Source organism: Mesorhizobium sp. ORS 3428 (assembly GCF_001854785.1).
Classification (GTDB): domain Bacteria; phylum Pseudomonadota; class Alphaproteobacteria; order Rhizobiales; family Rhizobiaceae; genus Mesorhizobium.
The window spans coordinates 1-7,732 of sequence record NZ_MDFL01000009.1; the positions used below are offsets into that span (position 1 = coordinate 1).

Genomic DNA, 7,732 nt, shown 5'->3' on the forward strand with positions numbered 1-7,732 from the left:
GCGCAGACCAAGGTCGAGATCATCGCCTGGAAGGGACGCTGCGAGGTCCACGAACGCTTCAGCGCGGCCGACATTCGCGAGCTGCGCGAGGCTCATCCCGGCGTGACGGTGCTCGCTCACCCCGAATGTCCACCGGAGGTCATCGCCGAGGCCGACTTCGCTGGCTCGACCGCAGCGATGTCGGACTATGTTGGGCGGCATAAGCCGGYGCGTGTGGTGCTGATGACGGAATGCTCGATGAGCGACAACGTCGCCGTCGATCATCCGGACGTGGACTTCGTGCGTCCCTGCAACCTGTGCCCGCACATGAAGCGGATCACGCTCGCCAACATCCGCAGCGCGCTCGAGGAGAACCGGCATATCGTCACGATCGATGCGCGTGTCGCCGAGCGCGCCCGCTGGGCCGTCGAGCGCATGCTCTTCGTATGACGACCTACATCCACGACATCGGCGGGGCGCCGGTCATCATCGGCGCTGGCCTCGCCGGGCTGATGACGGCACTGCATCTGGCRCCAGAGCCGGTCATCCTCCTGTCCAGGACGCCACTTGGGACGGATAGCTCGAGCACGCTCGCTCAGGGTGGGCTTGCGGCAAGCCTTGGCGAGGACGACAGCCCTGATCTGCACCTTGCCGATACGCTTGCCGCGGGTGACGGGCTTTGCAACGAAGAAATAGCCAGACGAGTGGTCGAGGTCGCGCCTCAAGCTATTCAGAGCCTCGTTCGTCTTGGTGCTCCCTTCGACCGCGCTTTAGACGGAAAACTGCGGCTCGGGCTGGAGGCAGCCCATTCACGGCGCCGGATCGTTCACGCCGCGGACGCCACAGGTCATCAGTTGTTCCATGCACTGCTCGCCGTTGCGCGGCGAACCCGTTCGATCACAATCATGGAAGGTGTAACAGCCCTTCGCCTGGTCGTTGCGGAAGGCCGCATCGTGGGCCTGTTGGCGGTCCTGCACAGTGGCGTTTTCGCATTGCCCACCCGCCGTGTAGTGCTGGCGACCGGCGGAATCGGCGGACTCTTTCGCGATACCACGAACCCGCTTTCCTCTTTCGGGCACGGTCTTGCGCTCGCCGCCTGCGCCGGCGCGGAGCTTTCCGACCTGGAATTCGTGCAGTTCCATCCGACCGCGCTCGATAGCCCACGCCGACCGATGCCACTCATAAGCGAAATCGTGCGCGGCGAGGGTGCGGTGTTGGTCGACGAACATGGCGATCGATTCCTGACTGACACGCCGGGCGCCGAGCTCGCATCGGGTGACGTGGTCGCACGCTCAATTGCGCATTGTCTCGCCGCTGGGCATCGTGTTTATCTCGACGCCCGGCAATGTCTCGGGAAAAAATTTGCGAAACGCTTTCCGGCAATTGAGGCCGCTTGCCGACAGGCCGGCATCGATCCGGCCGTTGAGCCAATTCCTGTTCGTCCTGCGGCTCACTATCACATGGGTGGCGTCGCGGTTGATGCCGACGGGCGCAGCTCTGTAGGCGGGCTGTGGGCGTGTGGCGAAGTCGCGTGCACTGGGCTGCATGGAGCAAACCGGCTCGCCAGCAACTCGCTGGCCGAAGCGGTCGCGACCTCCGCTTGGGTCGCGGCAAGCGTCGCGGGTACTTGTGCTGGCCGGCAATGGCCGAGGCTTCCCGCAACGGTGCCTGTTCGACCTGACCCTTCACCAATGGGCCAAATCGTTTCCAACGCGCTGGGCATCGTCCGCAACGGCAAGGTTCTGCGTGAGACGATCGGCACGCTGCTGCCGATCGCTGTTGGCGAGACAGCGGCGGCCGATCCGGCGCTAGTATCCCTGTTGATCGCGATCGCGGCACTTCGGCGCGAGGAAAGCCGCGGCTCCCACTACCGATCCGATTTCCCTGGACGCGATGCTGCCGCCCTCCCCTCCCGGCTGACGCTCTGCACGGCTTTTGAGAATGCCGTCGCACTCAGGTGGCAGAAATCGGAACGGAGCCGTTGATATGAGTCCACTTGCGCCGTTTCCCCAGATTGTCATGGAGCCGATCGTCCGCGCTGCCTTGCTGGATCTGGGGAAGGCCGGCGACATCACCAGCGATGCCATCATCCCCGCCGATTGCAAGGCAACGCTCGCGTTGGATGCGACTGCAGAGCCTCAGCCCGCGCCATGGCGCGGGCATTGTCGCCGACGATGATCGGCGGGATCTGCGAGCCGCTGGCTGGTAGGATGAGCGCCTCGGCCCTCTTGCCCGCGAGCGCGACCAGCCGCGCCAGCCGTTCCCGGCGATTCGATTCGTCAGCGACGATATCGAGGGCCGCTGCCGTATGGCTTTGACGTGCGCGGCATCTGCCCACCAACCGTGCCCGAAGGCACGGCGCGGCTTGGTACCTCGCTGACGCTGAATGTCGGCGAGGATGACCTCTCGGCGCTGTTCGATGCGCTCACCGAAAAATGGGAGCGCACGCCATGACGGCACGCTTCATCGTGACCGGCACCGACACCGGCATCGGCATCGGCAAGACGGTGTTTTCGGCCGGTCTCGCGGGCCTGCTCGACGGCTTCTATTGGGCCGGCGCAATCGGGCCTCGACGGGGAAACCGACAGCGAGGTCGTTGCCCGGCTTTCTGGCCTGCCTTCAGGGCGCGTCCTGCCGGAAGTCTACCGTCTGAAGACGCCTCTGTCGCCGCATCGGTCGGCGAAATCGATGGCATCGCGATCGAGGCGGCAAAGCTCTCGCTTCCGGAGTTGCCCGGCCCGCTCATCATCGAAGGGGCCGGCGGACTGATGGTGCCGCTCAATCGGCAGATGAAGTTCATCTATATCTTGCGGGACTGGCAACTGCCTGTCATTCTTTGCGCGCGTACGGCGCTCGGCACCATCAACCCCACCCTGCTTTCGCTCGAGGCCTTGCGCGCCCGCTCCATTCCATTGCTCGGCATCGCCTTCATCGGCGACGAGATGGGCGACAYGCAAAGGACGATCGCCGAGATGAGCAGGGTGCGCGTGCTCGGTCGCCTTCCGCGTCTGGATCCRCTGACACCTGCGCTTTCCGAAAACATGCGAACGACCTTCAACGTCGCCGACTTCACAGAGGCCCCACAGTAAACCGCTCCGCTGTCTGGCATCCCTTTACCCAGCATGCCACAGAACTGGTTCCGCCGACGATCGTGCGCACCGAAGGCGCCTATGTCGAGACGCGTGAAGGCAAGCGCATCCTCGACGCGATCTCCTCCTGGTGGGTCATCACTATGGCCACCGCCACCCAAAGATCGTGGAAGCGATCCGGCACGCGACCGAAACACTCGAGCCGGTGATCTTGCCGGCCTCAGCCCAGCCGGCCGAGCAATTGGCGCAGCGCTGGTCGACATGGCGCCGCCGGGGCTCGACTGGGTCTTCTTCTCCGACAGCGGCTCAACCAGCGTCGGGATGGCGCTGAAGATGGCGCTCGGCTTTCACCGCAACAATGGCTTCCCGCGCTCGCGCATCGTCGTGATGGAACACAGCTATCACGGCGACATCATCGGCACGATGAGCTCGGCGCGGCGTCTTCAACGCCGCCTACGAGCCGCTGCTGTTCGAGGTCGACACCAGCCCCTTTCCTGCCGCAGGCCAGGAGCAAAGGACGCTCGATGCCTTCCAGCGGCTGGCGCGCGACCGCAAAGCTGCCGCGCTGATCGTCGAGCCGCTGGTGCTCGGCGGCCGGCGGCATGCTCGTGTACCCCGCCTGGGTACTCGCCGAACTCAAGCGCATTGCCGAGCGCTCGGAGACACTTTTTATCGCCGACGAAGTCATGACCGGTTGGGGCGGCACCGGCACAATGTTTGCCTGCGAGCAGGCAGGGATCTTGAGGTGCTTACCGAATTTTCCCGCGAAATCGGCGGTATTTATCGGCACCGCCACCCAGTGCTAAGCAACCTTGGCGGCTACCGACAGGTTCCGCATGCCGCCAAAGACAATGCTTGATATTGAGGAGATAACCACTTGTCTCTACATCCGGAGCTGATCCGCCACCTGAAATCCCCCGACCTCTTTGCTGCGATCGACCGTGTGCCGGCGCTTGGCGCGCCGCTTGGTGGGCGCACATTCGAAGTCTTCAATCCGTCAACCGGCGAGCTGTTGGCGGAACTGCCCGATATGGGCGTCGACGAGACGCGCGCGGYGATCGACAAGGCCTATGCCGCCCAGGCCGAATGGGCAGCGCTGACCGCCCGGGAGCGGAGCGAAATGCTGTGGCAGTGGCACCAGCTGATCGTCACCCACACCGACGACCTTGCCGCAATTCTCACCGCGGAGATGGGCAAGCCGCTTGCCGAAGCCAGATCGGAAGTCTCGCATGCAGCCGCTTATCTGCAATGGTACGCCGAGGAGGCCAACCGTATCTACGGCGAAACGATCTCCGCGCCCTCGACGGACCGCCRCATGCTGGTGATCAAGCAGCCGATCGGTGTTGTCGGCACGATCACGCCATGGAACTTCCCTGCATCGATGGTGGCGCRCAAGATCTCGCCGGCGCTGGCGGCGGGCTGCGCGATCGTGCTGAAGCCCGCCRAGCAGACGCCGCTTGTCGCAGGCGCCATGTTCGCGCTCGCCGCCGAGGCCGGCTTCCCCGACGGCGTCGTGAACCTTGTCTACGCCTCCGAGGGCGCTGCGGTGGGGCGCGAACTCTGCCATAATCCCAAGGTGCGCAAGATAAGCTTCACCGGATCGACCGAAGTCGGGCGGCTGCTGATGCGCCAGTGCTCGGACCAGATCAAGAAGGTCAGCCTCGAGCTCGGTGGCAATGCGCCCTTCATTGTCTTCGACGACGCCGACATCGATGCTGCCGTAGACGGGGCGATCCAGGCGAAGTTCCGCAATGCCGGCCAGACCTGCGTTTCCGCCAACCGCCTCTACGTGCAGTCGGGCGTTCATGACGAGTTCGTCGACAAATTCGTCGAGCGGGTTCGACGGCTTCAGGTTGGTGACGGTTTCGATCCCGGTGTCGCCATCGGCCCGCTGATCGACAGGCATGCTCTGGCCAAGATCGAATCCCACATCGCCGATGCCGTGGCAAAAGGCGGTGCGATCCGGTGCGGGGGAGGYCGGATCGGAGCAGACGGCACTTTTTTCCAACCGACGGTCCTCACCGATATCTCTAGCACAATGACCGTGGCGCAAGAGGAGACCTTTGGGCCATTGGCGCCGGTCATCCGCTTCGAGGACGCGGATCAGGTCGTGCGTGAGGCCAACGACACGATCTACGGCCTCGCCGCCTATTTTTACGCCTCCAACCTGAAGCGGGTCTGGCGTGTGGCGGAGGCCCTGGAATACGGCATGGTCGGTATCAATACCGGCCGCATGTCCTCGGAGGCCGCGCCTTTCGGCGGGGTCAAACAGTCAGGCATCGGGCGGGAAGGTTCCCGCCATGGCCTCGAGGACTACCTCGAGATGAAGTATCTCTGCATGGGCGGTATCTGAGGACCGACACGCTGTTCTTCTGACCAGACCGTCTGCCTGAGCCGGCCTTCTGCATAGCGGGTCATGTCATGGGGAGCATACGCCTCCAATGCCCAGAAGCTCCGGTTGCCAAGCGCATGGCGAGTTCCGAACGCCCGGGCTGCTCGGATGAGCGCGCGAGCAGCATGTCTGGTCCACTTGTGCAGTTGATACAACTCCATCTGAGAATTTTTTTGTCCCTCCTGCTGCAGCGGCGAGGCGCGAGACCAGAAAAGGCGTTCGAAATTCTTCTGGTGATTTGCCCCTGAACGGTTAATTTTGGCGCGGCTCGGGGCTGGGGGCATTTGGCCCACAAGTGCAAGACATGTCCGCCCAAAGCTAGATGGAAAAMAAATTGATATAGACGTGCATAATGCCGAAGCTTTAGCATCTCGATCCAGGTGGTCTTACTGTCAATTCGCCAGGGACCTCAACATCAACCCGCCAAGCGCCCTCCGCCCGATTAAGAAGCTCCAGAAGCACCGCATCGCCGGTTTCCGGACCGAGACTGGGATGCGGCTGACCACTATGGAGGCAGAGTTCGAGAAGCGCACAATTCCCCGCGAATTTGCGCAAACTGCCAACTCTCAAGTTTGCCGGGCCGCCAGGCATAAATTGAGTTTAGCGCCAGCTAAAAGTTTTAGCTATTCTCTTGGGGAAGCCTGATCCCCTATCATTAGTGTCACGGTGAGCAAAACCGCCCTACCGGGCGGTATAGTTCCTTTTGCCAGAGCGAACACTATTTATTCCGGCGCCGCAGCGAGGCTTTGATGAATACTGACACTCCAGCATTCTGGGCCGCGAGAACCGGTTCTCGGTGGTTGCACCTCGCAAGACGCCAAGGGCTTTGCGTTTCCAGCGCTTCACCACGACGCAAGTATCGATTTCAACGCGAAACCACCAGGCGACAAAGGGCAGCGGGGGCCGATGTCGATGAGCCTCGCTCGTGTCCGCAAGGCGGGATGACAGGTATTCATCTCCAGACTGGTCTTCCCCTCAAAAGTACCTTTGGTGATGGTGACTCGGGGTTGCCTAAAGTAAGAGCTTCGGCGCTATAGCGTGTGACAGCCTCGGCATCGGCAATGCGGGCTTGAGAAGACCGACCATGTGGCGCGCCAATGCTCCGCACGGTTTCAGCAACGTTATCCGCCGGTGTGGCAGCGTCTAGCATCCGCGACCCTGCGGGCAGGCTATCCGAACGAACTGAGCTCGTCCGGCCCCCGCCCCGCACATGAAAGTCGCTAGTCTAGGTTAAGGAATAAGGAGCCAGGWTGAAGAGGTTTGAAGGAAAGGTCGCCCTTGTGACGGGCGGGCGCAGCGGAATTGGTCAAGCCACCGCCCGACGACTTCGGGATGAGGGTGCCCGCGTCTTCACGGCGCAGCGCGGCGAGGATCTGGAGTTCGAAGCGATCTCGATCGACTTATCGGCTCCGGCTGAGGCAGGTCGTGCTGTCGAGGCAGTGGTAGGGCAAACCGGGCGACTTGACGTCCTGGTGAACAACGCGGGAATGATGGAGGAAGTACGGATCGAGGATATGACCCTCGCGGATTGGGAGCGCACGATGGCCGTCAATCTGACCTCACCGTTAATGCTGATCAAAGCCGCCCTGCCCCACCTGCGGTCAGTGGGTGGTTCGATCGTGAATGTAGGCTCAATCGAGGGCCTGGGCTCCAATCCGAAGCATGCCGCCTACGGCACATCCAAAGCGGGCATCCACGCCCTCACCAGGGCAGTGGCGATCGACCATAGCCGTGAAGGCGTCCGTTGCAACGCGGTGGCACCGGGTTGGATCGATACCGACATCAATGTGGATTTCATTCAGAACCTGCCCGATCCAAAGGGATTTCGCCAAAAGGTCGGGAAGATCCATATGGTAGGCCGCACCGGGAAACCCGAGGAGRTCGCAAGCCTGATTGCCTGGCTGGCCTCGCCCGAAGCTTCTTTTGTCACCGGACAGGTGTGGACGATCGATGGCGGCCGGATGGCAATGCTGAGCCTGCCGCAGTAGCGGCAGGAGTGGCCTTCGAAGCACGCGCTGTCCGGAACAGACGACGCGAAGCGCAAACTGGAATATGCGTAATACCAGCATTTTGAACGGGCGCACGAAATCCAGCATTAATTACGGATATGATGCTTCATTGCCGCGAGCCTTGGCGAATGGCGTGGTTTTTCTGGCGCGTCTCGATGCGATCTAACAGGAGGTAATTAAATGGTGTCGAATGTTGCTTTGGACGAGCGCCGGAACGCTGCGGTTGCGGCCTCGGTCTCTCCGCCCTTTCCCATGTATGTCGA

Annotated in this window: 5 protein-coding genes and 3 pseudogenes; all 8 read left to right on the top strand. The window is 62.3% G+C overall.

Going from position 1 to position 7,732, the window contains the following annotated elements:
* The coding region (gene nadA / locus ORS3428_RS03710) for a quinolinate synthase NadA (RefSeq protein ID WP_172833639.1) at positions 1 to 429 on the top strand (429 nt) is incomplete at its 5' end.
* Complete coding sequence (locus ORS3428_RS03715; RefSeq protein ID WP_071094699.1) at positions 426 to 1,964, top strand: L-aspartate oxidase; 1,539 nt, start codon at positions 426 to 428, stop codon at positions 1,962 to 1,964. The genes nadA and ORS3428_RS03715, both read left to right, overlap by 4 nt.
* A gap of 1 nt (position 1,965) precedes the next feature.
* Positions 1,966 to 2,106, top strand: a pseudogene (locus ORS3428_RS33820) (carboxylating nicotinate-nucleotide diphosphorylase); the annotation flags it as partial.
* 177 nt (positions 2,107 to 2,283) lie between these two features.
* Positions 2,284 to 2,433, top strand: a pseudogene (locus tag ORS3428_RS32135) (8-amino-7-oxononanoate synthase); the annotation flags it as partial.
* Positions 2,430 to 3,068: an AAA family ATPase gene (gene bioD, locus ORS3428_RS03725; protein WP_157895915.1), complete on the top strand. Its 639-nt coding sequence runs from the start codon at positions 2,430 to 2,432 to the stop codon at positions 3,066 to 3,068. The pseudogene ORS3428_RS32135 and the gene bioD, both read left to right, overlap by 4 nt.
* 44 nt (positions 3,069 to 3,112) lie before the next feature.
* Positions 3,113 to 3,808: pseudogene (locus tag ORS3428_RS03730) on the top strand (aminotransferase class III-fold pyridoxal phosphate-dependent enzyme); the annotation flags it as partial.
* 167 nt (positions 3,809 to 3,975) lie between these two features.
* Entirely contained in the window at positions 3,976 to 5,421 is a 1,446-nt protein-coding gene (locus tag ORS3428_RS03735) for an NAD-dependent succinate-semialdehyde dehydrogenase (RefSeq protein WP_244507842.1), read from the top strand.
* A 1,319-nt stretch (positions 5,422 to 6,740) separates the two neighbouring features.
* Entirely contained in the window at positions 6,741 to 7,448 is a 708-nt protein-coding gene (locus ORS3428_RS03740) for an SDR family NAD(P)-dependent oxidoreductase (RefSeq protein WP_244507841.1), read from the top strand.
* Positions 7,449 to 7,732 lie beyond the last annotated feature (284 nt).